The sequence below is a fragment of the Collinsella aerofaciens genome, from assembly GCF_040910185.1.
Classification (GTDB): domain Bacteria; phylum Actinomycetota; class Coriobacteriia; order Coriobacteriales; family Coriobacteriaceae; genus Collinsella; species Collinsella aerofaciens_BF.
Window position 1 is genome coordinate 21,274 of the sequence record NZ_JBDGBA010000019.1, and the last position, 25,117, is coordinate 46,390.

At 59.2% G+C, this 25,117-nt stretch carries 22 protein-coding genes; 9 read left to right on the forward strand and 13 right to left on the reverse strand.

What is annotated here, in order from left to right; translation table 11 throughout:
* Positions 1-276 precede the first annotated feature (276 nt).
* Both AB5Z54_RS07850 and AB5Z54_RS07855 read left to right on the forward strand, forming a co-directional pair.
* A complete protein-coding gene (locus AB5Z54_RS07850) occupies positions 277-996 on the forward strand; it encodes a GntR family transcriptional regulator (RefSeq protein ID WP_368161076.1) in 720 nt (239 codons plus the stop codon).
* 74 nt (positions 997-1,070) lie between these two features.
* Positions 1,071-2,003, forward strand: a complete 933-nt coding sequence (locus tag AB5Z54_RS07855; protein ID WP_438265575.1) for a type I phosphomannose isomerase catalytic subunit — start codon at positions 1,071-1,073, stop codon at positions 2,001-2,003.
* Positions 2,004-2,284: 281 nt separating this feature from the next.
* On the opposite strand, the gene AB5Z54_RS07860 is transcribed toward AB5Z54_RS07855, so the two are convergent.
* Both AB5Z54_RS07860 and AB5Z54_RS07865 read right to left on the reverse strand, forming a co-directional pair.
* Complete coding sequence (locus AB5Z54_RS07860) at positions 2,285-5,185, reverse strand: ATP-dependent helicase (RefSeq protein WP_368161078.1); 2,901 nt, start codon at positions 5,183-5,185, stop codon at positions 2,285-2,287.
* Between the two features lie 332 nt (positions 5,186-5,517).
* A complete protein-coding gene (locus AB5Z54_RS07865) occupies positions 5,518-6,498 on the reverse strand; it encodes an undecaprenyl-diphosphate phosphatase (RefSeq protein WP_055310402.1) in 981 nt (326 codons plus the stop codon).
* Between the two features lie 247 nt (positions 6,499-6,745).
* Between AB5Z54_RS07865 and AB5Z54_RS07870 the strand changes: the two genes are divergently transcribed.
* Positions 6,746-7,183, forward strand: a complete 438-nt coding sequence (locus tag AB5Z54_RS07870) for a universal stress protein (RefSeq protein WP_006235921.1) — start codon at positions 6,746-6,748, stop codon at positions 7,181-7,183.
* A gap of 273 nt (positions 7,184-7,456) precedes the next feature.
* On the opposite strand, the gene AB5Z54_RS07875 is transcribed toward AB5Z54_RS07870, so the two are convergent.
* The 4 genes from AB5Z54_RS07875 to purH all read right to left on the reverse strand — a co-directional run bounded on the left by AB5Z54_RS07875 (position 7,457) and on the right by purH (position 11,775).
* A complete protein-coding gene (locus AB5Z54_RS07875) occupies positions 7,457-8,500 on the reverse strand; it encodes a sensor histidine kinase (RefSeq protein WP_368161081.1) in 1,044 nt (347 codons plus the stop codon).
* A gap of 9 nt (positions 8,501-8,509) precedes the next feature.
* Positions 8,510-9,181, reverse strand: coding sequence for a response regulator transcription factor (locus AB5Z54_RS07880; protein WP_217750588.1), 672 nt, complete (start codon positions 9,179-9,181; stop codon positions 8,510-8,512).
* A gap of 173 nt (positions 9,182-9,354) precedes the next feature.
* Positions 9,355-10,086, reverse strand: coding sequence for a hypothetical protein (locus AB5Z54_RS07885; RefSeq protein WP_368161083.1), 732 nt, complete (start codon positions 10,084-10,086; stop codon positions 9,355-9,357).
* 81 nt (positions 10,087-10,167) lie between these two features.
* On the reverse strand, positions 10,168-11,775 hold the full coding sequence (gene purH, locus AB5Z54_RS07890; RefSeq protein ID WP_368161085.1) for a bifunctional phosphoribosylaminoimidazolecarboxamide formyltransferase/IMP cyclohydrolase: 1,608 nt from the start codon (positions 11,773-11,775) through the stop codon (positions 10,168-10,170).
* Between the two features lie 277 nt (positions 11,776-12,052).
* On the opposite strand from purH, the gene AB5Z54_RS07895 reads away from it, so the two are divergent.
* Entirely contained in the window at positions 12,053-12,694 is a 642-nt protein-coding gene (locus AB5Z54_RS07895; protein ID WP_368161087.1) for a GNAT family N-acetyltransferase, read from the forward strand.
* Between the two features lie 138 nt (positions 12,695-12,832).
* Here AB5Z54_RS07895 and AB5Z54_RS07900 read toward each other — a convergent pair whose 3' ends face one another.
* The gene (locus AB5Z54_RS07900; RefSeq protein ID WP_368161089.1) at positions 12,833-14,779 is read right to left on the reverse strand and encodes a DUF2207 family protein; all 1,947 of its coding nucleotides are present in this window, start codon (positions 14,777-14,779) and stop codon (positions 12,833-12,835) included.
* A gap of 516 nt (positions 14,780-15,295) precedes the next feature.
* Between AB5Z54_RS07900 and gluQRS the strand changes: the two genes are divergently transcribed.
* A complete protein-coding gene (gene gluQRS / locus AB5Z54_RS07905; RefSeq protein WP_368161091.1) occupies positions 15,296-16,297 on the forward strand; it encodes a tRNA glutamyl-Q(34) synthetase GluQRS in 1,002 nt (333 codons plus the stop codon).
* Between the two features lie 14 nt (positions 16,298-16,311).
* On the opposite strand, the gene AB5Z54_RS07910 is transcribed toward gluQRS, so the two are convergent.
* Genes AB5Z54_RS07910 through AB5Z54_RS07920 form a run of 3 tightly spaced genes read right to left on the reverse strand, consistent with a single transcriptional unit; the run spans position 16,312 to position 17,952 of the window.
* Complete coding sequence (locus AB5Z54_RS07910) at positions 16,312-17,037, reverse strand: metallophosphoesterase (protein WP_368161093.1); 726 nt, start codon at positions 17,035-17,037, stop codon at positions 16,312-16,314.
* Positions 17,034-17,672, reverse strand: a complete 639-nt coding sequence (locus AB5Z54_RS07915; RefSeq protein ID WP_368161095.1) for a metallophosphoesterase — start codon at positions 17,670-17,672, stop codon at positions 17,034-17,036. Before AB5Z54_RS07915 ends, AB5Z54_RS07910 begins: the two co-directional genes overlap by 4 nt.
* 40 nt (positions 17,673-17,712) lie before the next feature.
* Positions 17,713-17,952, reverse strand: coding sequence for a hypothetical protein (locus AB5Z54_RS07920; protein ID WP_368161096.1), 240 nt, complete (start codon positions 17,950-17,952; stop codon positions 17,713-17,715).
* A 168-nt stretch (positions 17,953-18,120) separates the two neighbouring features.
* On the opposite strand from AB5Z54_RS07920, the gene AB5Z54_RS07925 reads away from it, so the two are divergent.
* Positions 18,121-18,432 carry a DUF6788 family protein gene (locus AB5Z54_RS07925; RefSeq protein WP_368161098.1) on the forward strand — a complete coding sequence of 104 codons (312 nt, stop codon included), beginning with the start codon at positions 18,121-18,123 and terminating at the stop codon, positions 18,430-18,432.
* Positions 18,433-19,475: 1,043 nt separating this feature from the next.
* Here AB5Z54_RS07925 and AB5Z54_RS07930 read toward each other — a convergent pair.
* From AB5Z54_RS07930 to AB5Z54_RS07940, 3 genes are all read right to left on the reverse strand, one after another.
* A complete protein-coding gene (locus tag AB5Z54_RS07930) occupies positions 19,476-20,687 on the reverse strand; it encodes a type II restriction endonuclease (RefSeq protein ID WP_368161100.1) in 1,212 nt (403 codons plus the stop codon).
* A complete protein-coding gene (gene dcm / locus AB5Z54_RS07935; RefSeq protein ID WP_368161101.1) occupies positions 20,665-21,840 on the reverse strand; it encodes a DNA (cytosine-5-)-methyltransferase in 1,176 nt (391 codons plus the stop codon). Before dcm ends, AB5Z54_RS07930 begins: the two co-directional genes overlap by 23 nt.
* 184 nt (positions 21,841-22,024) lie before the next feature.
* Positions 22,025-22,651: a type IV toxin-antitoxin system AbiEi family antitoxin domain-containing protein gene (locus tag AB5Z54_RS07940; protein WP_368161103.1), complete on the reverse strand. Its 627-nt coding sequence runs from the start codon at positions 22,649-22,651 to the stop codon at positions 22,025-22,027.
* A 316-nt stretch (positions 22,652-22,967) separates the two neighbouring features.
* Between AB5Z54_RS07940 and AB5Z54_RS07945 the strand changes: the two genes are divergently transcribed.
* From AB5Z54_RS07945 to AB5Z54_RS07955, 3 genes are all read left to right on the forward strand, one after another.
* Positions 22,968-23,510: a UBA domain-containing protein gene (locus AB5Z54_RS07945; protein WP_215674708.1), complete on the forward strand. Its 543-nt coding sequence runs from the start codon at positions 22,968-22,970 to the stop codon at positions 23,508-23,510.
* Positions 23,511-23,528: 18 nt separating this feature from the next.
* Positions 23,529-24,308: a response regulator transcription factor gene (locus AB5Z54_RS07950; protein WP_368161106.1), complete on the forward strand. Its 780-nt coding sequence runs from the start codon at positions 23,529-23,531 to the stop codon at positions 24,306-24,308.
* The coding region (locus tag AB5Z54_RS07955; protein ID WP_368161108.1) for a histidine kinase dimerization/phospho-acceptor domain-containing protein at positions 24,292-25,117 on the forward strand (826 nt) is incomplete at its 3' end. The genes AB5Z54_RS07950 and AB5Z54_RS07955, both read left to right, overlap by 17 nt.

The following is a 25,117-nucleotide window of genomic DNA, read 5'->3' on the forward strand; positions in this document are numbered from 1 at the left end:
TACCAAAAAGGACAGGTTTGTTTTGGCAGGTTTTATCTGGGGAAGCGCAGAGTACGAGATTCGGTTCGCTGGGTGTTATATCGGTTCGGCCCCGTCCTCGGACCGATCATTTCTCAACACGACACTACTCAGATGTTTATCATTTAAAACGCTCTAATATTACAAGCGGGGCGACTTTTAATTTTATCTTTCTCGAACTTTTCAATAACTCAATAGAGATACTTAGGTGTTGACTATACTTTCTTTTATTCTCAATCAAGTTGGAAAGGAGGTTCCTTGATTCCCAAATACGAGGCGATAGCTGCAGATATTCGTCGAAGTATTGAGGGTGGCGCTCTTAAACCGGGCGACAAGCTTCCCACCGTCGTTGAGTTCTGCGAGCTCTATAACGTTTCCAAAATCACCGTCAAACGAGCTATTGAACAAATCACCGAGGAAGGCCTTATTACCAGCCGGCGCGGATCGGGCACCTACGTCAAGGACACGGCGGGGCTTCCCGGCCAGGTGTTTTTTCAAGGCAAAAACGACCGTGCCCAAGGCTTTTCGTACGAGCATCGCGGGGAGAAAGTGACCTCGGTGGTCTACGATTTCTCGATCGTCAATCCACCGGCAGAGGTTGCGACCCAGCTGGGAATGGCCGAGGATGACTTTGTCTATCACGTCGTGCGCGTGCGTCAGGCCGATGAGAAGCCCATCGTTATCGAGTACACCTACATGCCCCTCGAGCTGATTCCAGGCCTTAAAAAGAAGGACCTGTACGGATCGGTCTACCGCTTCATCCGCGAGCAATGTGGGCTGAAGATTTCGAGCTTCCACCGTACCATTCGCGCCGTGGCAGCAACCGAGGAAGAAGCCGAGCGTCTGGACACCAAACTTGGCTCTCCCCTGCTCGAGCTCACCCAGATTGGCTTTTTGGACAGCGGCGCCGCCTTTGAGTATTCGATCTCGCGCAACGTTGGCGATCGCTTTGAGTTGCACAACGTAACGTTGGCATAGGTTTTTGTAGTCACGCGGGCGCTCGTTTTGAGCCGTCTTACGCGGCACCCGCACAACCTTATGGGAGTATGCACATGTCCGATTTGATTAAACTCACGCCGATCTTCCACGAGAAGATCTGGGGCGGCCGCCAGTTGGAGACCGTGTTTGGCTACGACATTCCCGAGGGTCCCATCGGTGAGTGCTGGGCCATCTCGGCCCATCCCAACGGCGACTGCCAGATTGCGGAGGGACCGTACGCCGGCCACACGCTGTCGTGGCTGTGGGCCGAGCACCGCGAGCTCTTTGGCAACTGCGAGGGCAAGGAGTTCCCGCTGCTCATCAAGATTCTGGACGCCAAGGACGACCTTTCGATCCAGATTCATCCCAACGACGAGTACGCCGCCAAGCACGAGAACGGCAGCCTGGGCAAAACCGAGTGCTGGTATGTGCTGGACTGCGAACCCGGTGCCACGATTATCGTCGGCCAGCGCGCACACGACCGCGCCGAGGCTGCACAGATGATCGAGGAGGGCCGTTGGGACGACATGCTCAACGTGCTGCCGATTCACAAGGGAGACTTTTTCCAGATCGACTCCGGCACCGTTCACGCCATCAAGACCGGCACGCTGATTCTGGAGACGCAGCAGTCGAGCGACGTGACATATCGCCTGTACGACTACGACCGCCCCGGCACCGACGGAAAGCTGCGCCCGCTGCACATTAAGCAGAGCCTCGACTGCATCGACTTTGATGTTCAGGCTCCGACCGACGGCACGGTGAACGCGCCTGAGGTCGACGGTGTGACCGAGCTCGAGTCCAACCCCTGCTACACCGTCGATCGCGTGCGCGTCGACGGCAGCAAGACCTTGGAGCAGCGCTGGCCCTTCATGTGCCTGTCGGTCATCGACGGCGAAGGCACCGTCTGCGGCGACCCCGTCCACAAGGGAAGCCATCTGCTGGCCCCCAGCACCGTCAGCTCCATCGACCTCGAAGGCAAGATGGAACTGATCATCAGCCACCTCTAGTTCGCACCAACAACCCAAACGCAACAAGGGGCTCCCCCGTCCACCAACGGAGGAGCCCCTACTCGTATCTACATATCAGCCCACCCGGTTCTCCAAATCAAAAAGCGGACGAGCGGAGCGGCGTTCGCAAGCAACGTTACCCAAGGACCTGGGCGGGCGTATGGGACAACATCGATCGCGAGTTCCGCACGCAAAGGAGAGCACTTAATGTGCTCTCCGTCTTGCGCAGGACTGCCCGAGCAGGCGATGTTGCCCCATACGCCCGCCCAGGTCCGCCGGGATCACGACAGCTTGACGATCGGTGCAAAACCTTTCATTAGCTTTTTGGTCTGGCCGGTCTTTTCGAATTGAACCTCGATCATGTCTCCGGCGACCGAGATCACGGTACCCGTACCAAAGGTCTTGTGGCTCACGGTATCGCCCGCGGCAAAGTCCTGCGATGCGCTGGCGCGATCGACCTTGCGTTCCACCGTTGGCGACACCTTAGATGACGGCTTTTTGGCTCGCGGCGCGCCCGAGCCAAAAGTCGAGGCAACACGGCCGGCGTCGGGCGAGACCCCACGATGGCGCTCGGTCCCGTAGCTGCTGCCGCCAAAGAAATCGTCGAAGCTCGATCCACCACGTGAACCAGAACCGCCGGTCGAGCGCGTATGCGAACCAAACACCTTGCCGCCGTACATATCCGAGCCCATGCCCGAACCAAAGGTGCCGCGACGGTCGCCGCGCTTCTCCCAGCCCGTGCCCTCAAAACCGGCAGAACCGATACCGCTAAACTCGATATCCTCAAACGGAATCTCGTTGAGGAAGCGCGAGCGCGGGTTGGCAGAAGTCGAGCCGTAGGTGCGACGCGTGGCCGCATAGGTCAAGAACAGGCGCTTACGGGCGCGCGTGATGGCAACGTAGGCCAGGCGACGCTCCTCCTCGAGCTTGCCCGGGTCATCGCTGCCGCCAAAGTCGTGTACGTGCGGGAAGATGCCCTCCTCCATGCCGGCCACGAACACCGCCGGGAACTCCAGGCCCTTGGCGGAGTGGATGGTCATCATGGTAATGGCATGCGTCTCGCCGGCCAGGGAATCCAAGTCGGAGCGCAGGGCCAGCCACTCCATGAGTGCCGGCAGCGCCTTACAGGTGAGCGGACCGTAGGTGCGCTCGATCTCGTCGGCATGCACGGCACCCGCCGGCATCTCCGTCGGCGCGGCATACGCGTTGCCCGCGATGGCGGCGGCCAGGGCATCCTGCGGCGAGAGCGCCGGGGCGGTTAGGCTATCGAGCGGATTGGAACCTGCGGCATCGCGCGCGCCGACGAGCGCCTCAAACGAGGATGCCGGGGCAGATGGCCCCGGTTCGGGCGCGGGCGCGCTCACCACGACGGACTCGGGCTCGGCGCCGGCAGGCACATCGGCAACACCGGCTGCGCGCAGCTCTTCCAAGCTCTCGAGCGTACCCTCGATGTCCTCGTGCGTCTCCTCAAATTCGGCAGCGACGCCCAGGAATTCCTGGATGTTCTCGGCGCGGCTCTCGGACTCCATGGTACCCTCGGCGCGGAAAGCCTGCAGCAGGCCCGTCTTATCGACGATCATCTCGACGACGTCCTTGAGTTCGCCGTCCATGCGGCGACCCTCGCGCACTAGCGAGACAAAGCTCGACAGGCCATTGCGCACCTTGGCGCTAAACATGCCCGTCTCGGCTGTTGCGATCTCGCAGGCTTGGAAGAACGAGCAGCGGTTGTCGCGCGCCAGTTGCTCGATCTTTTGGATCGAGGTGGAGCCGATGCCGCGGCGAGGTGTGTTGATGACGCGCTTGACGCTCATCTCGTCGGCCGGGTTCACAATCATCTTAAGATAGGCCATGACGTCGCGGATCTCGGCACGGTCGAAGAATCGCGTGCCACCCACGATCTTGTAGGGCACGCCTGCGCGCAGGAACATATCTTCGAGAATACGCGACTGAGCGTTGGTGCGGTAGAACACGGCGATGTCGTCGTAACTCGTGCCCTTGGAGTGCAGCTTCTCAATCTCGCCGGCAATCCAGCGGCCCTCGTCGCGCTCATCGCTTGCCTGGAAGGCCTGGATCTTCTCGCCATCGCCCTCGGCCGTAAACAGGCGCTTGTCCTTGCGCTGCGAGTTGTGACGCACCACGGCGTTGGCGGCGCTCAGGATATGGCCCGTGGAGCGGTAGTTCTGCTCCAGCTTAACGGTCTTGCAGTTTTTAAAGTCCTGCTCAAAGTCCAGGATGTTGGTGATGTCGGCGCCACGCCAGCTATAAATGGACTGGTCATCGTCGCCCACGACCATGAGGTTTTGGTACTTGGCGGCCAGCAGGTTGGCGATCTCGTACTGGACGTGGTTGGTGTCCTGATACTCGTCGACGCTAATGTAGCGGAAACGCTCTTGGTACTTGTCGAGCACCTCGGGGCGGGTGCGCAGCAGCTCGAGCGTGCGCACGAGCAGGTCGTCGAAGTCCATCGCGTTGGCGGCGCGCAGGCGGCGTTCCAGCTCCAGGTAGACCTGTGCGGCCTTTTTGTCGTTGGGGCTGTCGGCGGATTTGAGCATGTCCTCGGGGCCGATCATGGCGTTTTTGGCCGAGCTGATCTTGCTGCGGATCATGTTGATGGGGAACTGCTTTTGCTCGATACCGAGCGCCTGCATAATGTCGCGCACCATGCGCTTTGAGTCATCGTCATCGTAGATGGTGAACTGACCGGTGTATCCCAACAGGTCAGCGTCCTCGCGCAGTATGCGCACGCACATGGCATGGAAGGTGCACACCCACATGCCGCGGGTACCGCTGGGAATGAGTGCCGCCAGACGCTCACGCATCTCGGCCGCAGCCTTGTTGGTAAACGTGATGGCAAGGATCTGCCAGGGCTTAACGCCCAGGTCGCCGAGCATATGTGCGATGCGGAAGGTCAAGACGCGGGTCTTGCCCGAGCCGGCGCCGGCGAGCACCAGCAGCGGGCCCTCAGTGGTCAGGACCGCCTCGCGCTGAGCGGGATTAAGGCTGTCGATGTCGACGAGCGGCTTGGCGGGCTTGGGCGCCGGCGCGGGAGCGTCGTAGATGTCAAGCGGGACGAGCTCGGGCTCCGGCACTGCAGGGGCAACATATGCATCGAGCGGCACGGGTTCCGGCGCGGGCGGCACGGGCACCGCGGCGTTCTTTTCCCAGGGCAAGGGCTGGGTCATGGGCGACTCCTCATCTGACGGACGGCGCGCCTGCGGGCGGCGCCATAGTTTGAGCCGTACCAGTATACCGAGCCGCGCGGACACCGACGCAAATCACACCACGACTCCGTGCGCCACCGTCAGGCCCGCCCAGCGGATTTGGCGCAATGGGGTCAGGTTACTTTGCACCAATCTATTGGCAATCACGAAACCGCCGATGTCATGGCAGCAGCAGCGAGCGACGGTCAGGGCGAACAAATTGGCATGAAAGGGGGGCGGCATAGACCTTTTGGTCATGCCGCCCCCTTCGAATGACAAGTTGTCGCTCTGGCCGCCGCGCAGCGTCAACCAAGTTACAGGCCGAGCATAGGCTCCAGAACAAAGAAGTATGCGAGCACTACGATGCCCAGGATAATGCGGTAAACACCGAAGCACTTAAAGTCGTGACGGCGGACGAAGCCCATGAGCCACTTGATGGCGATGAGCGAAACCACAAAGGCCACAACGCAGCCCACACCCAAGATAGCGACCTCGTTGGCGCCGAACGTGCCGCCCTTGATGAAGTACTTGACCAGCTTGAGCGCACTCGCGCCAAACATGACAGGGATGGCCAGGAAGAACGTAAACTTGGACGCCACCGAACGCGTGCAGCCCAAAAGCAGGCCGCCGATGATGGTAGAACCGGAGCGAGACGTACCAGGCACCAGCGAAAGAACCTGGAAGCAGCCGATACCCAGTGCAGTCTTCCAGCTCAGGTCCTCGAGCGTGGCGATGGAGCCAAAGTCCAGATTCTCGTCATCGTCCTCATCCTCAGCGGTAGCCGCGGCGGGCGCTGCAAAGTGCGCACCGGCGGGACGTCCACCCGACACCACAGCACGCGAACCAAACGAACCGGCAACGGCCATTTCCTCTCGCTTGCTCGCGCGCCAGTTCTCGATCACGATAAACAGCACGCCGTACACAATGAGCGCCAGCGCCACGACGGGAGCGTTGTAGAAATGCTCCTCCATCCAGTCGTTGAGTGGCAGGCCGATTGCCGCGGCGGGAATGCAACCGAGCACAATCTTGCCCCACAGCACCCAGGTGTCGCGACGGCCCTCCTTGCCCTTGCTGGGCGAGAACGGATTGAGCTCATGGAAGAACAGCACACAGACGGCCAGAATGGCGCCGAGCTGAATCACGACCAGGAACATATTCCAGAACGTCTCGCTCACGTTCATCTTGACGAACTCGTCCACCAAGATCATGTGACCGGTCGACGAAACAGGCAGCCATTCGGTGATGCCCTCGACCAGGCCCATGAAGGCAGATTTTAGAAGCTCGATAATATCCAAAGGGACCCCCTCATTAGACACCCGCCGATATTGTTCTGCGGACGGTGCGGGCGATGTCCCATTATCAACCGTTCGAGCGCGTCTGCGCCTACCCTTACCAAAAAACTCGTCCGTTCACAGAATTGCGAGCGGTCAAACCGAAATCCTTGGGTATAACTGCAACAAGATAAAGTGTCCGGCGGCCAACGCGCCCGCGCCCGCCCGATGCACGAGCCCCGCGCCCGTGCGATAGACCAAGGAGGAAACCATGAACGAGGGCTACACCAAGGTATTTGTTTCACTCGATGGTACTGAGCAGCAGGATTTTGTGCTCGCACGCGCCATCAAGGTCGCCGCGAACAACGGCGCCAAGCTGATTATCGGCCACGTTATCGATTCCACGGCACTCGAGAGCGCCGGTTCCTATCCGGTCGATCTGGTCAACGGCCTAGAGGAGGCATTTAAGAACTCCATTGCCAAGCAGCTCGAGGAGGCCAAGGCCAATCCTGACATTCCCGAGGTCGAGGTCATGATTCGTGCTGGCCGTATTCGCGAGACGCTCAAGGACGAGATGCTCGACGTAGTCAAGCCCGACCTGGTGCTCTGCGGCGCACGCGGCCTGTCCTCGATCAAGTATGCGCTGCTGGGTTCGATTTCGACGTTCCTGCTGCGCAATACGGACTGCGACATTTTGGTCGTGAAGTAGGTTCCTTCCCGCCGGCGCAAGGCCTGCGGGGTTATCACGCCGACGTCCTCGCCGCTTCGCGGCTGCGGGATGTCGGCTTTGATAACCCCTCCCGGCCTTGCGCCTTCGTCACCGTACTTCAGCGAGTTATCTGAATAGAGGAATGGCGTGCCGCCCTGGTTGGGGCGGCACGTTTTGTTTGGGCTGCACGTTTTTGTTATGGGAGATTCATTTGAGCCCCATGGCTATGTTTACGTTCGGGAACATAGCCGTCCGCACCGCCATACGGGCTAACTACTCAAAGTATTGAAACTTGTTGGTTGAGAAGGCAAACGTGACGACGAAGCCTTCGCCGGAGTCGGATGCCGCGGTGACGTCGATGCCCATCTTGGAGCACAGGCGCGCCACCAGGTAGAGGCCGATGCCCGTTGCACGCTTGGTGGTGCGGCCGTTGTCGCCGGTAAAGCCCTTCTCGAACACGCGCGGTAGGTCTGCCGCACACACGCCGCAGCCGTTGTCCGCGACGGTAAGCTCGATGCGCTCGCTTGCCAGACCCTCGTCCAGCAACGCACCCGAAAACACAATCTTTGCGCCGTCCTCACGCGCATATTTAATGCTGTTCTGAATGAGCTGACCCAGAATAAACTCGAGCCACTTCTCGTCGGTAAAGACCTCAAAGTCGAGGTTCTCGCACACCGGAGCCACGTGCGCCGCGATGAGCTCACGCGCGTTGGCCTTAATGGCACCCGTCACCAAGGTCTTGAGGCTCCAACGACGGATCAGGTAATCGCGCTCCACAACCTCCGAGCGCGCATAGTAGAGCGCCTGGTCGATATAGCGCTCCACGCGGGCAAGTTCGCGTGCCAGGTCGTCCACGCGCGACAGGTCGTCTTCGCCGCTGTCTAGGTTTTCCAAAATCAGGTGAGCCGCCGCCAGGGGCAGCTTGGCCTCGTGGACCCAGCTCTCGATATAGTCGCGATAGTCATCGGTCTGACGCCGGCCTTCCGCCACTTCATCGCAAGCGGCTTTGCCCACCCGGCGCAAGACCTCGTATTCGAGCTCGCCCTCGGCATAGGTCGGGCATTGCACCATCTCCTGCGCCCATGCGGGACTCTCGAGCTCCTCGGCCGCACGCTCCAGCTGGCGCAGAAAACGACGACGGCGCGCGTACTCGATCACGATGCCGAGCATACCAAAGATAAAGGACACGCCGACCGCCACGACCACGATAGAGACGGGTGCGCCGGCGACCGTCAGCACAAAGCAGCTCAGCAGCACGCCGCACGTCCACACGGCGACGGGAAGCAGCGCATCTTTGAAGAATTTGGCGAACGACATAGCCGGCCCCTAGACCGAATAGCCTTGGCCGCGGTGCGTCGTCAAATACCCCTTGATGCCGATTTTTTCGAGCGTGGTGCGCAGGCGGTTGATGTTGACGGTCAGCGTATTGTCGTCCACGAAGGCGTCGGAGTCCCACAGGTCCTGCATGATGGCCGAGCGCGAGACGATCTTGCCCGCGCGGCTCAGAAGCAGCGAGAGGATACGCAGCTCGTTTTTGGTGAGCTCGGTGCTGGTGCCCGTTTGCGTGTTGGTGACCATGGAGCGTGCGAGGTCAAGCTCCAGTCCTTTGTGGACGAGCGTGCTGCGCTCGCCCGCCGCCGCGGTGCGACGCAGCAAGGCATTGATGCGCGCCACGAGCACACGGGCGCTATAGGGCTTGGGAACAAAGTCGTCCGCGCCGAGCGTCATGGCCATGACCTCGTCAATCTCGGTCGCGCGCGACGTGAGGACGATGATGGGAACCTCGGATTCGCGGCGAACCTCATGGCAGATATGCTGGCCGTCCTTGACGGGAAGCGTCAGGTCGAGCAGCACCAGGTCGGGCGCGGCGGCGAGAATATCGCGCGAAACATGCTCGAACGATTCGCAGGCCTCGACCTCAAAACCGGCACGGGCAAGGATGTCGGCAAGCTCGCGACGAATGGGCTCGTCATCCTCAACGATATAGATTAGCGCCATGGATTCCGCCCCCCTCTTGGTTGTCTTGCCCCATTATGACCGCGGATCCGCAGATACGCGCCTCACGCGGCACCAAAGTGACAGAACTGTTCGCGAGTGGCAGAGGCTTGCCTCTCGCTCGCGACGAGCACGGGAATTAAATGAGTTTTTAATCCCCGTCCCAGAAACATCATTTAGCGGCGGGCACGGAGCTTTTCGTAGCCTTCGGCGAAGAAGGCGACCGTGGCGGCGTCGGCCTCGGCGGCGTCGGCCTCGGTTGCGGGGACCACGCCGTGCTCGTCGCTCACCAGGAACAAGGCGCCCTTGAGCTGTGCGGGAATATCTACGCGCGTGACCGGGATGCCCTTGGTCTGGGCCAGCTGCTCAATGAGCGTCGCCGTGCCACACAGGCACTCGTCCGCCGGCGCCACAAAGGCAAGCTCGCCGTTATCGACGGCGGCGAGCAGCTCGGGCGCCACGCCGGTTTCGTCGGCCTCGGAGCGGGCCTCGGCGGAGCGGGCACGCAGCGCCTTGGCCGACGTATCGGCGAGCGGTTCGTACTCCCCCACCGTCATGGCGGCGTTGCCGTTAACGTCGATCACCAGCATGAGCACGCCGTCGTGCGCAGTGTAATCACCCTCGGCAAGCGACCACTCAACGTGCTGCTTGGCCCAGCTGAGCATGTTATGGGTAAGCGGCTCGCCCTGCACCAGGCGCTCGGACAGCGCGCGAATGTGGCGGTTGAGCATGGGCACCTTTTTATTGGACATGCGCCAACGGCAGACAAGCGCGGGCTTGTCGAGCGTAAACTTCTCGACCGCCTCCTGATTGGCGCAAAAGTCCTCGTACGCACGCTGATCCTCGGCATTGCCAAACAGCTCGGCATCATCAATCTGGGGCATGGTCATACCTTTCGTGTTAGTCATTCCGTCCTCTTATACCAAAAAGACGGCCCTCCAAACGGAGCAGCCGTCTTTTGCGGAGATTATTTTGTCCCAAGGCGGAACTTAGTGGCGGAAGTGGCGAGCGCCCGTAAACACCATAGCAATATTGTGCGCATTGCAGGCCTGGATGCTCTCATCGTCGCGCTTGGAGCCGCCGGGCTGGATGATGCAGGTCACACCATGCTCGGCAAGCACGTCGACGTTGTCGCGGAACGGGAAGAATGCGTCACTTGCGCAGGCAAAGCCGCCCTTCTCCACGCCCTCGCGCTCGCAGAAGTCCTCGGCGCGTTCGCAGGCAAGCAGTGCGGAGTCAACGCGGTTGGGCTGACCCGGGCCCATGCCAATGCCGGCCTTGCCCTTGGAGACCAGGATGGCGTTGGACTTAACGCCCTTGCAGACCTTCCAGGCAAACTCGAGCTCGGCCATCTCGGCGTCGGTGGGCTTGCGGTCGGTGGGGAACGTAAAGGTCGCGGGATCCTCGGTCACGTGGTCGACTTCCTGCACCAGCATGCCGCCGTCGATGGAGCGCAGCTCCACCTGGGCACCGTGGTCCACGCCACCGGTCGCCAACACGCGCAGGTTGGGGCGCTTGGCCATGCGCTCGAGCGCCTCGTCGGTGTAGCTCGGGGCGATGATAACCTCGACGAACTGCTTGTTCTGATCGGCAAAGTGCTCGACCAGCTCATAGGGAACCTCGCGGTTGCAGGCGATGATGCCGCCGAAGGCGCTCTTGGGATCGCAGGCGAAGGCGCGGTCGTAAGCAGACGTAATGTCCTCGGCAACGGCGGAGCCGCAGGGGTTCTGGTGCTTGAGAATCACGCAGGCCGGCTCGTCGAACTCGCGGACCAGGTTCCAAGCGGCGTCGGCATCCAGATAGTTGTTGTAGCTGAGCGGCTTGCCCTGGATCTGCTCGGAGCCAACGAGCGGGAACTGCGAGCTCGCGGTGTTCTCGCAGCCCTCGGCAAAGCGGTAGACCGTAGCCTTCTGCTGCGGGTTCTCGCCATAGCGCAGGTCGTCGACCTTCTCCAGCGAGATCTCGAGCTTGGCAGAGGTGTCCGCCACGTCGCTTGCCTGGGCGGCAAGCCAACGGGAGATAGCCGTGTCGTAGGCGGCGGTGGTCTGGTAGACCTTCACCTGCAGGCGACGACGGGTGGAAAGCGTGGTGCAGCCACCGGTCTCGTGCATCTCGGCCAGGACGGCATCATAGTCGGCCGGGTCGGAAATGACGGTAACGCTCGTGGCGTTCTTGGCAGCAGAGCGCAGCATGGAAGGACCGCCGATGTCAATGTGCTCGATGGCGTCCGCGAAGGTGACCTCGGGATTGGCGACGGTCTTCTCGAACTCGTACAGGTTGACGACGACCAGGTCGATCAGCTTAATGCCGTGCTGAGCGGCCTCCTGCATGTGCTGCTCGGAATCGCGGCGGGCCAGCAGCGCGCCGTGAACCTTGGGGTGCAGGGTCTTAACGCGGCCGTCCATCATCTCGGGGTAGCCCGTGAACTCCTCGATGGGGGTTACGGGAACGCCCGCGTCCTCGATGGCACGAGCCGTGCCGCCCGTAGAGATGATCTCGACGCCAAAGTCATCGACCAGCGTCCGTGCGAAATCGACGACGCCCGTCTTATCGGTAACCGAGATCAACGCGCGTGCGATCTTCACATCAGATCCCATGCAGTCCTCCTGTCTGGTACGCCGCCGTGCTCTGTGAGTCGGTGATACGTCGATCTGCAGCGCTCGCGCAGCGGCATTGAAAATACTGATTCAATGTAGCGCATCGAGCGCATCGATGCACCCCGCAACGGGCGCATGTGCAGAAAAAGTTTGCGAGCGGAGGGGATGGGCACGGCACCGGGCACGGTGAGTTCATGGAACACAGGGGCACCATAATTAGATGCCAATGGCGTGGTAGAACTGTGCTCGATATGCATCCGCAAAAGAAAGAGGCACCATGGTCTCGCGGGTTCTCTACCGACCGTTTGATACCGAAGACTTCGACGCCATCGCGCTGATTCTGCAGCAGCTTTGGCATAATAATTCGGATAACGATGAGTACAACCGCCTTGAAGCCGCGTGCGACCTCGCCTATTGCCTTTCGTCATCGACGTTTTCACAGGTTGCCGTAATCGACGGTCAGGCGCGTGGCATTTCGCTCGCGCGTGCGGGACAGAGCTCCGGCGCCACTATCAACGAGCATTGGATGGATACCGAACGCGCGCTGCTATCGCAGATGCGTGAGCTAGAGCCCGATGCCTGCGCCGAGTACCTCTCGTTTGTGCGCGCAACCATTCGAACCAACAACCGCCTGCTCGAGAGCAGCCCGTTGCCGCACGACAACGAGGTCACGCTGCTTGCCGTGGATTGCGATGTCCATGGCCTGGGCGTTGGCACGGTTCTGCTCGATGCCGCCGTCTCGCACCTGTCCTCGCTTGGAGCGACGAGGGCGCACCTGTACACCGACTCCAACTGCTCGTGGCAGTTCTACGAACTGCACGGCTTTAAGCGCACGGCCACGCACCGCGCCAACCGCGAAGAGCGCCGCCACGACATGCCGCGCGAAAGCTTCCTCTACGAACTCGACCTAACAGCCTAAACCTGGCAGCCATACCTAGTCATTTAGGAACGTTCCCAGTGACTAGTCGTTGGGGACAGTCTTCGTAGGTAGCGCATAAAAATGGGATGGATCCGTCGGCAGTCGCCGGAGAAGATCCATCCCAAAAATCAGAACTCGCTAGAACGTTCCGCCGCCGCCTCCGCCGACGCCGCCACCGCCGCCACCGGAAAAGCCGCCGCCGCTGCCGCCGCTCGAGCTATCGGAACTCGAAGCCAGCTCGCGGATGGTCTCGTGGTACACGTCGTTGAACGAATCGAGCGGAGACTCGTTGCCGTAGTGATGGTAATACCACCAGTAGCAGGGGTAGTTGTCGTAGAAATCGTCGCTGTTGCGCAGGTCCGCAGGCACGGCCTCGGCCAGCTGTCGCAGCACTTCTTTCGAAACGCCCAGGGCAACGCCCATCACCAGCAGCTTGTTCCACAAGATCAGGTCGCCGGGGACGGCCTCCTTCAGTCGCGTAAAGTCCTCGAGCCAATGCTTGAGCGCCTTGCAGCGAGCAGCCACCTCGGCGCCCTCCGGCGTGTAGCGACGGAAGGTGCAGCTCAGAACAAAGCCCGCGATCGTAACGGGGATCGAGATCATAGCGGCACCGACGTTGGCGTCCGCAAAGTCGGTATAAAACAGAGAGCCCAAAATGCCAAAGACAATGATGATGCCGAGAACCAGGCCGGCCACCATCGCGATAGTGCCGTCCGATGCGATAAACTCGCGCTCCTCCAGCTTGCCCTTAACTGTGCTCTGATAGTCCTCGAGCTTGTCGCCAACAGATGTGGTGCGCTCGCTAGCGTACTCCTCCAGTTCGCTAAACGTGCGCGAACGGACTCCGTCCTTATCGGGCTTAACGCCGGCGAAGAAGACCTTGAGCACATCGCGATCGATGCCGTCCTTCTTGGCAGCCTTCCAGGCCTCGTCGGTCACTGTGATGCGATACGTCTGCTCCTCTTTTTCGCGACGGAGCAGACCCTTCTTCTTGGTCTCGGTCGCTTCTTCCAGCTTGATCACGCGGTCGTCGGTCAGCTTCATCAGTGTGGCGATATATGCCTGATCGGGCACGTCGTTCCAGCTCATAAGAGCTGCAAGCACCGCGGGATGGTCGGCGGAGGGTACATCGCGGAAGTACTCGTCCTGGAAGAGCGGCTTGGGCTTGGGCCTGCGCAGCTTGAGCATCACGATCACACCGGTATAGGCAACCGCCACAACAACACACACCACGGCAATCGCGCTGGCAATCGCACGCGCGTGCTCACGGCGGGCGTTAGCTTCGTCGGCCCATTCCTTCTCTTCGCTCAGGATCGTTGACATGCGCTCTTCGACCGAGGCGGCAAGCTGCGGCACCCAGTCGCTGGGGAAGGCGATGCGTGCCTCAGCGAATTCGCCCTGATGCACGCAGGGAATGGTATAGGTGACCATGGGTTCGTCCGCATCGAGCGATACGTCGCCCGTCAGCGGGCCGTGGCCCCATGCGCGGAAGTTCTCACCCTTGACGGCCGCCGTCCCGGCAGCGGCATTTGCGAAGTACACTTCCATCTCGACATCGTCGGAATCCGCGGACCAGCCGTCGCCCACGAACTTCCAGTAGAGCTCGGCGGTATCGGCCCAGTTCATAACCGCACCGGTCATGGTGTAGCTCACGTAATAGATCGCGCTGTCGCCGCTCTCGTGGGGGCTGAAAACCTTGATCTTTACGCCGCCGTCGGACTGCTCAACCGTATAGACGCCAGAGTCGCCCTTGTTCGCGCTATCGACTTTGTTAAACGCGGTGTCCTCTTCCTCGACACTCTGCACATCGACGCCCGCCGTGCCGCCCTGCTGGTTGGCTCCCGTATTGATCTCCCAAAACACGCCGTTGATGTCGTCATCGAAATCAAACTGGCGCCCCTCGACAACGGTCAGCGATCCATCGGCTTCAACCGTGGCACCGATATAGGTTTGGGTCATGGAATACCCGTCGGCACGTGCAACGGCGGGCAACAGCAGCAGCGCGCACGCGACGAGCGCGCAAATGGAAGCAAATCGCGCAAACGGGCGGCGCTGCCGACAGGCATTGGCAACGGGGGCGTTCATAGGCACATCCTTTGTCTGTAAAACCAACATCGCCATTGTCCCACGTTTGCGGGCACACATGACGAACATCTAGGCGACCGGAGCGTCAAACGGGATGAAAGTCACGCCCGCACCCCGGTAGCTAGTCATTGGGGACGTTCTTAAATGACTAGTCATTAGGGACACCCTTGGCATGGCCTGCGCCGGCAATAGATACCACTTCATAGCTCCGTCACAGGTGTAGCGGCTTTGTGTTGCCGCGGCACGCGCTGATTGAGCCGCCAGCCGAGGGGCATAAAGCAGTTGAGCGAAAACGGTTTGCCCCTTTGCCGTTCGCTCGAGGATCATGTCCCCCTTTTCCGCGGAAACCCCGGCAGTTGCGAAGAGCTGCCGGGGTTTCTGTCGTTTGAGGGGTTGGGCTGGCGGGCGGCGATCGAGCTGTCGAGCCGGTGGTCCGGCACGCGCAACGCGCGGCCACGGCAACTTGCAGGCCACGGCAGCGTCTCCCCCACCGCACCCCGCGCTATACTCGTCCGCATGGATATCAACGCACGCAACATAGCAACACACGCCGCGGGCGCACCAGCAGCGGCCGCTCCCGTGCCCGTCGTGGGCCGCTTTGCCCCGTCGCCCTCGGGCCGTATGCACCTGGGCAACGTGTTCAGCTGCCTGTGCGCGTGGCTTTCGGCCCGCAGCCAGGGCGGCAGCATCGTGTTGCGCATCGAGGACCTGGACGATCGCTGTAAGCGCCCGGAACTTGCCGCTCAATTGATTGACGACCTGGCTTGGCTGGGGCTTGAGTGGGACGAAGGCCCCTACTACCAGCACGATCGTCTAGATCTGTACGAGAGCGCCTTGCACCAGCTACAAGACGCCGGCCTCACCTATCCCTGCTTTTGCACGCGCGCCGAGCTCCACGCTGCGAGCGCGCCGCACGCCAGCGACGGCACGCCCATATACCGCGGCGCCTGCCGAGGCCTTTCTCCCGAGGAGGTTGCCCGCCGCAGCATCCTGCGCGCTCCGGCCACGCGCCTGCGCGTGCCCACCGTCGACGACCTCGCCAGCGACGTGATCGAATTCGTGGACCGCACGTACGGAGCCCAATGCGAAGCACTCGCCACCGAATGCGGTGACTTTTTGGTGCGCCGCAGCGACGGCGTGTTTGCCTATCAGCTGGCCGTGGTGGTCGACGACGCTGCCATGGGCGTCACCGAGGTCGTGCGCGGATGCGATCTGCTGGGCTCCACACCCCGCCAAATCTACCTGCAGCATCTGCTGGGACTTCCCACGCCGCGCTACGCGCACATTCCACTGCTCATGTCGCCGGACGGCCGCCGCCTTTCCAAGCGCGACCGCGATCTGGACCTGGGCGAACTACGCGCCCGCTTTGGCACGCCCGAGGCACTGCTGGGATGGCTCGCCGGGCAAACGGGCATCGCACCGGACACCACGCCGCGCACCGCCGAGCAACTGGTCGAGCACTTTAGCTGGGACGTCATCCGCGCGCACCGCGAGAACATCACTGTAACGGTCGAGTAGCCAGCCGCCCGCCTCTACGCAACATCCCAGGGCTGGAGTTCGTCGCCCAAGCGAACGATGCAGTCGTAGAGCACGGTGTGGCGCTCGGCCGGGTTGGCGTCGCGATGAAAATGCCCGTAGTACCAGCGCTTGTAGTCCAGGCGGTCCTCCAGCTCGTCGAAAAACGTGGTGAGTCGATCGACATCGGGATAATTCCAGCCGGGCGCCGGATAGAGCGTGGGCGATAACATGCGCGTGGAGCAGGTATGGGTGATCACGTAGTCGACCTTCCAACCCACATTGTCGAGCTTTGTCCGCGCCTCCTCAAAGTTGCGCTCGTCCGGCAGCTCCTGCGGCCACCAGCTGGAATACGGAATGCGGTATTCCTTGTCCACGCTCGCGGCGCCGCCCATGGTAAAGATCGTTGAGCCGTCGAGTTCAAAAACCTCGCCGCGCGTCAGGCGCCGTATGGGCGAGGTGTCCGACAGGCGCTGCGTCAGCCCACCGTGCCACAACTCCATGGGTCGCTCCGCCCAGTGATCGAAACGCTCGTGATTGCCGTCGACAAACAGCACGATATAGGGGCGCGACTCCAGCCAGGCGATGTCGGCGCACTCCTCGGCAGAGAAATCCCACGGAAAGCCAAAGTCGCCGGCGACGATGAGATAGTCGTCGCTCGTCAGACTATCCCCAAGCTCCCAGTCGCGAAGCTTTTGCATGTCGGCACCGCCGTGAATATCGCCCGTCACATAGACCGTCATCGGATCACCACTTCCCTCTTGTAAGCTTCGAGCTCGTGCTCGATCTGTTCGTCGCCCGTAGCATTGACCCACCGCGGCCACTTAACGCAGCACACCGGATCGTCTACCTGTGCAAACCACGTCTTAAATTCCTCCAAGCTCACCGGCGCGTAGTCGTTGGCGTCAACACCCACGTCATAGCGCAGGAGCCCCTGCCTGCGGTTAAACTCGTTGTACGCACCACCGCAGCTGTGGATATGTCCGTGAAGATGCCGGCCGCCGTGCGACATACCCTGCCAGTCGACCATGGGATAGTGACTCAGCACGATTTTCTGCCGATTGATTTTGAGAACGCAAATGGGCGGCTCAACGATAAAAGCGCCCGCTACCGCAGGCTGCGTCCAGTCTTTGTCGTGGTTGCCGGGGAGCAGATGAACGCGCTTGCAGGCAATCCTTTTGCGCAGATCGTAGGCATCTTGGACCGTCATTTTAAAGCTAAAGTCGCCCAAGATGTAGAGCTCGTCATCCACAGCAACCTTGCTATTAATGCTGGCGACCATGGCATCGTTCATCTGCGCAACAGTCGACCAGGGCCTATCGCAAAGTCGTAGCATGCTCTCGTGCCCAAAGTGCGTATCGCTGGTAAACCAGATCACGGGGACCTCCTGTTGCTGCGGGGTATCCATCCCTTAGGGCTTACCCCTCGTTCTTCCATCCAAACGGGTCGAGCACCCAAAAGATCAAATCGAGCGCGCCACCGGTCATCATGGCGCCGGCAAGGGCCATGCAAACGTGCAGGGAACTGGCACTTCGGAGCACGTCGAATGGCCCCAGAACAGCCAACAGCGCGACCGCTGCACCGGCTACGCACAGCGCAAGGCACGGCCCCGCGTCCTTGGCGCACTTCTTTGCGAGATGCTTGGTGTTATCGCTCATTGGTATCGAACTCCTTAGAGGATTGTTGTTCAGACTCTTGCCGCCGCGACAGGGTGAGCGGCAGGTTAAGTGTCACATGTCGTGCGGACACGTGCGGACACCGCCGAGTTACCCTACATTTTTAAGATTTTGATATGTTGTTGGGCAACTACTCAGAAGGGAGGCATCGTGTCCGTCTTAGAAGATGTCCTGGAAGAGGAATACGCACGTTCGAGGCGCCTCCTCAACCTCATGGAGCAGGAGATTTGCCTCCTTCCAAAGGGCAGCATCCGCATGCGAAACATAAAGGGCCACGAATACTGTTATCTCAACTATCGAGTTGGCGACAAGGTCAAAAGTGACTATGTCCCTGCTAAAGAGGTTGATGAGCTGCGAGCCAAAATCGAACGCCGAAGGGCTCTTGCGGCCGCCATCAGAGAACAGAAGCAATCTCAAAAGCAAATCATACGTGCGTTGGGGAGGGTGCCGAATGTTGACTGAGCAGCAACGAGCCTTCTTAAAAGTACTCGACCTAGTCGAGGAAGCAGGGTGCATCGACCACGTTATCCTCATCGGGTCCTGGGCGGAATTTGCCTACAGGCAGGCAATTTCGCTGCCAAAGTGTCCATAAACCCACAGAACACCCTAAGCTCAAAGCCTACCCATCAAGAAGTCGACTGCAGAGACGATTTTAATGCCGTCGATGTCGGTCGGATGGCTCCCCCGGCGAACGATAATGATCTTCTCATAACCACCGGTGATCTTCTCGAGCGACCTGAGCTCAAATGGACGCAGCTCGCGCTTGCGCGTCGCCTCCTCGTCAGTCGACTCTGTAACTTGGATGTCACGAAAGGCAATCAGCTTCTCGAGATATCTCGATTTTCAAGAACCGTCCAGCCGTTCATCACTCGCCCCAATTTGCAAGTTTTTCTCATGGGATGATAAGAACTTGCGATTCTTGCAAGTTTTTCTCACGTTATGGCACGATCTTGCATGCTCACCGCGGTCCATTTGCAGCCGGATTCTAATGAGGCAGCAGCCAGCAGCAGGCAACGTAATTGACGGCACAGACCGGCTCTTCGTAGTCACCCCTCCAGAGGCGCCAGACGAACTGTCGTGAAGCATCTCGTTTACAAAAGGAGAGTCGGAGAGTTCAAGAACGCAAGGCTAGTCTCTTTGGTAAAGATGGGGATGTTGGTAAGCGGGCGAATAAGAGACTGCTTAAGCATCGGAAAATGTAGGGTGAGTTATTTCATAAAACATGGCAGCCGTATGGCGAAGTGGGAATCCTAAAGGGAGGCGCGACAAGGCACGACTCAAATGTCGCAACTGCGAATGCGGGCGCACTAACACGCTCGCGGCGGAATAGATATCGACGATGAAGGCCAACGCCGGCGCGCACTCCAGCACCTCGCCAACATAGAACAAAACCAAGTTCGAGCTCACTCACTTCAGCAGAGCGACGGCAAGGTGGCCTATTTTATTAATGCAACTCGATCAAATAATCAATGCCCAAAAGAAGTAGAACCTCAGTATAGAATTGCCTACCGACGTTCTTTCTCGACCAACAGTTGACAAAACTCGCCGACATCCATCAGCCAGTTTTGCTGTTCAGTGGTATATGAGCCAAATACAGGACGAGGCACAACCAGTTGAAGATTATGTTCACGCATCGAGTCTGTATATTCGGTGCTCACCGCCACATCGAGCGTGATTAAATGCTTATTCTCAATTCTATTCGCCTCTTCCAATACTTGACGCCAGCGTTCTTTTACAGTCGTCTTTGCACCAAGCATAGTCAGTTTTTCGACAGGATATAGCGGATTTTTATAGGCATCAATCGACGGCATAATGAAATCCGGCCTTGATTTGCCCTCAGTATACGGCTGAGCAGAATAGCTTATGCCCCATCCCTTAAACAAGTACTCAAGCTGATGCTCGAACGCAGTCCCCGCACGCGATTTCCTTCGCTGGAAAGCCGACATCGTAGTCCGCAACACGCCATCAACATCAAGGTCGTTCCCTAAATAGGGAGCCAAATCACGCTCAAGGAGATGCCTCTCGAAGACCTTAAAAAGAACTTCTTCTCGCTCATAACAATCAAGAAGGCACTTATCGGGTTCGTTTATCCAATCAAGCTCACCCAAAGTCAAAATTGAATACCTCGTAAATTCAATCCCTTTGGGGAAAGAGTCTCCGAACTTTTCGACCATTTCGTCCAAATACGCAACAGCCGATGTGGGAAGCGAAACCTCGATGCCGATCGCTTCAAGAATAGACGCGGCGATTGCATCTATGCGCCTATCATCCGCAGTTGATCGCGAAAAGCCGCTATCTTCAACATCGTTCAAGCCGAAAAGCCATCTCAACTGGCACTCAGCATTTGACCCCTGTCTAGCAAATACGATCAAAAGGCCATGCTCGTCTGAAGGCGCAATGACCATCAGATCGCCTACCCTTGAGGCTCGTATCGCTTCGCTATCGTTGTAATAGAGCCTGTATTCCGTCCTAGTCGGATGCTTCCTGCGCGCGTCGTACCAAGTCGTAAACCCGTGATCAAACAAAGGGTCTGCATCGTCGCAAAGAAATACGAAGGTCGTCGGTATATTTCTTATATCATCGTCGCCAAACAGGGAACGGAGCTCCGCAGTTCCGTTGAATTCATGCTGGTTGCTGCGTTTTCTATCAATATCAACAGCAACGAGTTTCTTCGCAACCGCGCCGTCAAAATAGCTACTCAGAACTCCGTAGTCCATCGAAATACGCTCCCATCATCAGCTTGGCCACTGCTCGCACAGCCGGTACGGTGACAGAATTACCAAATTGATGATATGCCTGCGTATCCGAAACCGGAATAATGAATTGATCGGGGAACCCTTGAAGTCGGGCGCATTCACGCGGAGTCAGCTTGCGAGGGTTCTTCCCCTCGCCACGTGAAACAAGAATCTCACTTCCGTCCTTGTGATAGCGTGCTGAAAGCGTCCTTGTCGTGTCATTGGGGCCAACCGTGCTATAGCCAAAGCCATTGCCTGCCGCCTGATGCTTTTCCTTATATGCACGCAAATAAGCCCACAGTTTGTCGGAAAGAACGTATCGATCATCAGGAGCATCTTCAAGAATCTCCCCGACGGTGTGCCCACCGCCCCCAAGCTCTAGTTGGTCCCAATCAAAATTAGTTTTTTTCTTAAAGCCAACAATGTAAATGCGCTCACGATGCTGGCAAGTCCAATTCTTACTATCAAGAACCTTGTAGTGCACATCGTAACCAAGCTCGTCCTTAAGGGTCTGCATAATAATCCTGAAGGTCTTGCCGCGATCGTGACTCGTTAGGTTTTTAACGTTTTCCAGCAGGAAAGCATCAGGTTTTTTGTCGCGAATAATACGAGCTACTTCGAAAAATAATGTCCCCTGCGTCTTGTCTTCAAAGCCAGTAGCACGTCCCATCGATTTTTTCTTTGAGACACCCGCGAGCGAGAACGGCTGACATGGGAAGCCCGCTAACAAAACGTTAAATTTAGGGATATCCTCCGAACGAACATTGTGAATATCTCCAGCAGGCTGGTCACCGTAATTCATGCGATACGTCTTCTGCGCATATTTATCCCACTCACAAGAAAAAACGCATTCGCCGCCAAGCTCTTGAAACGGCAAGCGAATTCCACCGATGCCGGCAAATAGGTCAATGTAAGTAAAGGGAGCGTCCTTTCGATCACCCTGTGCAAATGGCGCTTGATAACCCAAAGATCGTATAAAAGCGAGTTCCGTAGCAGAAGGACTGGTCTCACCAGTCTCCCAACGCCGGACAGTTCTATCGCCATTGGGCCCCATCCCAAGAGCAGCGGCGAACTCCTTCTGAGTAAGCGCGAGCTCCTTACGTTTGGAGGTTATCTCTTCCTTTACGTCTTTCATGCTATCCAATCGGAACAAACTACGGACGAACTGTCCGCTAATTGACACAGCGACATCAAGCTTAAATGCGAATCGCACCGGTTGCAATACTTCGATGCAGGCCTTCAATAGTCACTTAGATTAAAGAACCGTGCGGACAAACAATTGTCTCGACTTGCAGTTAGCCAACATCAGGCCTGCGCACTCAGGTACAACCCAGCGCAACCAGCAATGGCGTCATCAGTTCACGTCGTTTGGCAGTTTTAGAGTTCTCCTTTATAAGATCCTTCAGCCGTTGCGCATCGAGCCCACGTCCAAGCGCGTCGTGATAGGCATCGATAATTAATGAGGGGTCCTCGCAATCGAGGCAAAGATCGACAAGCGTGCGCTCGGGTTTAGTTACCGGCAGGCCGTCGAACCAAACGATGTCCTGCTCAGCGATCTCGCGCTTTGCAAAAGAAAGGGATTCGTTTCTTGTATTGATGCGCATGGGCGCGGTCATCCTGTAGGGGGACAGATAGAAATCGCCCATTTGCTGCAGGTTCGCCGCAGTCGTACCGCTCACGGCGATGCCATCCCACTGGCGTTTTCTCTCCCACGCGCAAAGGGAGGGATTGGTGAGCTTCCAAAAAGCGTTGAGCTCGTCGGTGTCTCGGCGCTGCGTTCCAGACATCCGGTAGGCGCCGTGGCATATCCGTTCAAGACGCCCCGCACGACATGAATGTGCCAGTGCGTCTCGAGAGATATCCATGCGAGCCGCCTGGGCTGTGGTAAACACGCCCTCACTCTCGGAAAGCTCGCTTATCGCCGCTATGTTGCTAAAGTACTTCATGTTGCAATTGTAGGATATATTCATACTTTTGCAACGTGATTTTGATCTTATATGATCGGTGTGCTTGCTTGTCCCATTTCTGCCGCCACTTTACTACCGGCTCGCCATCCCCTGCTATCGAGGTCTAATACTTTTCCCACCGCCACCCAAAAACTCATCCAACGTTAATCTTGGCTCAAGAATCGCTTAATCTATAACCTGCACTATAGAGTTCGACCAAGGGCGGGGCGGCGCCGCGCAACGCAGACCGCCGAACGCAACGCTCGCGCCCGGGCAAATCGCCCGGCGTCGCGCCCATCGAACGAAAGGACAGGTCATGGACGACCTCGAAAAAGTTGAAACCATCCGCACCAAGTGCAACGTGAGCTACACCGATGCCAAGGCCGCGCTCGACGCCGCCGACGGCAACGTTTTGGACGCCATCATTTGGCTCGAGTCGCAGGGCAAGACGCAGACCACGTCGGCGCACGCCGCCACCGAGTCCGTGCCGGTCGATGAGCCCTCGGCCGAGATGGTCGCCGCGCAGGCAGCCTACGAGAAGTCGAGCGAAAAGACCGACTTCTCCAAGAAGATGGACAGCGTGTGGGAGTACCTCAAAAAGCTCTTTCGCCTGAGCCTGGACACCAAGTTTATCGCCACGCGCCGCGATGCGATCATCCTCAACATCCCCATCCTGATCCCCATCATCGCCCTGTTTGCCTGGGGCGCTACGATTTGGCTGATGCTGATTGGCCTGTTCTTTGGCATGCGCTACCGCATCGACAGCGACGGCGACGTGCCCGGCAGCATCAACAACCTTATGAATCACGCCGCCGATGCCGCGGACGACATCAAGCAAAATCTGAACGACGACAAGTAATCGCAGACGGGGGCACGCATGGCACGGATCCTAATCGTAGAGGACGAGGAGAAAATCGCCCGCTTTGTGACGCTCGAGCTGGAGCACGAGGGCTACCAAGTGGAACACGCCGCCGATGGCCGCACCGCCGTGGACCTGGCGCTGGAGCGCAACTACGATTTGATTCTGCTCGATGTGCTGTTGCCGCAGCTCAACGGCATGGAGGTCCTGCGGCGCGTCCGCAAGCACAAGGATGTGCCGGTGATAATGGTCACCGCGCGCGATGCCGTGATGGACAAGGTGGCCGGGCTCGATGCCGGCGCCGACGATTACCTGACCAAGCCGTTTGCGATTGAGGAGCTGTTCGCACGGATCCGCGTGGCGTTGAAGCGCTCGGAGGCCGTGCGGGCGGCTTCGGGCGTTGGCGGCATCGGGACGGGCGCGGCAGGCGGCACGGGTGTCGGCGCCACTGCGATGCCCCCGGTCAGTGACTCGACCCAGGTTTCCGCCTCGCTCTCCCCCGCCGCGCTCACCGTGGGTTCGGTTGCGCTCGACCCCGACCGCCGCGAAGTCACGGTCGGCGGCTCGCCCATTGCGCTCACGGCCCGCGAGTTCGATGTCCTCGCCCTGCTTATGGCGCATGCCGAGACCGTGCTCACGCGCGAACGCATCGCGCACGAAGCGCTGGGCTACGAATACATGGGCGACACCAACAACGTCGACGTGCACATCGCGCATCTACGCGCCAAGATCGAGGACGCCGGCGGCGCCCGCATCATCCAGACCGTGCGCGGGGTGGGCTATGTCTGCCGCGCGTAACGCCGAGGCCAAACGCGTCACCTCCATCGCCCGCGCCATCAACTGGAGCTATATGTGGCGCCGCCTGATGAGCTACGTTTGGCTCGACCTGCTGCTAGTAGTGATTGTGGCGGCGATCCTTGTCTATGGATACAACCAGACGCTGCCCAACGGCGCGTTTACCGCAGGATGGATCCCCGGCGCCACCGTTCGCGGCATGTCGCTGAAGCCCGCGCGCGGCTGGGACCTGACAACGCTCACCTATACCGTCGAGCTTGCGCGTACCACCAAGACCTTCCCCCTCGCGCAGGACCTCATCGCACTTTGGCCCCTCTATATCGTTGTTGTAGGTTGGCAGGTCATCAGCATGCTCGATATGCTCGGCGGCGCTCGCCGTGTGCGCCGCACCATGGCGCCGCTCAACGACCTGGCCCTGCGCGTGGACGAGCTCGGCCGCATGCAGCTCTCCGGCGGCAAGATGGAAACGCTGGAGCAAGCCATCGAGCGCGCGAGCGTCGACTCGCCGAGCGTCACCACCGGCGACGCCGACCTGGCAAGCATCGAGGTCGCACTCAACCGCCTGCTGCGCCAGATGCAAGAGGCCAAGCTGCAGCAGATGCGCTTTGTCAACGACGCGAGCCACGAGCTGCGCACGCCCATCGCGGTGATTCAGGGCTACGTGAACATGCTCGACCGCTGGGGTAAGGACGACCCGGACGTGCTGGCGGAATCCATCGCGTCCCTTAAAGCCGAAAGCGAGCACATGCAAGAGCTTGTGGAGCAGCTGCTGTTTTTGGCGCGCGGCGATGCCGGGCGCACGGTCCTACGGC